Source organism: Paenibacillus sp. P5_B5, from assembly GCF_056400365.1.
In genome coordinates, this window is sequence record NZ_JBFULK010000050.1 from 1 (window position 1) to 948 (window position 948).

Annotated in this window: 1 protein-coding gene; it reads right to left on the reverse strand. The window is 65.8% G+C overall.

The features are described from left to right. Positions 1-948 (reverse strand): hypothetical protein (locus AC1DOK_RS24435; RefSeq protein WP_477556884.1); only part of this gene is annotated, 948 nt, incomplete at both ends.

Sequence of the window (948 nt, forward strand, 5' to 3'; positions counted from 1 at the left end):
GGCTGAAGCAGATGCGGACGCTGACGCCGATGCGAAAGCTGATGCCGATGCCGATGCCGACGCCGATGCGGATGCCGATGCGGATGCGAAGGCTGATGCCGATGCGAAGGCTGATGCCGATGCTGATGCTGACGCCGATGCGGACGCGAAAGCTGATGCCGATGCTGACGCCGATGCCGAYGCCGATGCTGATGCCGATGCGGATGCGAAGGCTGAWGCWGATGCKGACGCYGAYGCCGAYGCGAAAGCTGATGCCGATGCCGATGCCGACGCCGATGCCGATGCTGATGCCGATGCTGATGCCGATGCGGATGCGAAGGCTGATGCTGATGCTGACGCTGACGCCGACGCTGACGCCGATGCGGACGCGAAAGCTGATGCTGATGCTGACGCCGATGCTGATGCCGATGCCGACGCGGATGCCGACGCGGATGCCGATGCTGATGCTGATGCTGATGCGAAGGCTGATGCTGATGCGGACGCCGATGCTGACGCCGATGCGGACGCGAAAGCTGACGCCGATGCCGATGCCGATGCCGATGCCGATGCCGACGCCGATGCTGATGCCGATGCGAAAGCTTGTGCGGATGCCGATGCGAAAGCTGAAGCGGATGCCGACGCCGACGCGGATGCTGATGCTGATGCCGACGCGGATGCCGACGCTGACGCGGATGCCGACGCGGATGCCGACGCTGACGCGGATGCCGACGCGGATGCCGACGCTGACGCGGATGCCGACGCTGACGCTGACGCCGATGCGGATGCGGATGCGGATGCTGACGCTGACGCTGATGCCGATGCCGATGCCGACGCCGATGCTGACGCCGATGCCGATGCTGACGCTGACGCCGATGCCGACGCCGACGCTGATGCGGATGCGGATGCGGATGCCGACGCGGATGCCGATGCCGATGCGGATGCGGATGCCGATGCCGATGCCGATGCCGA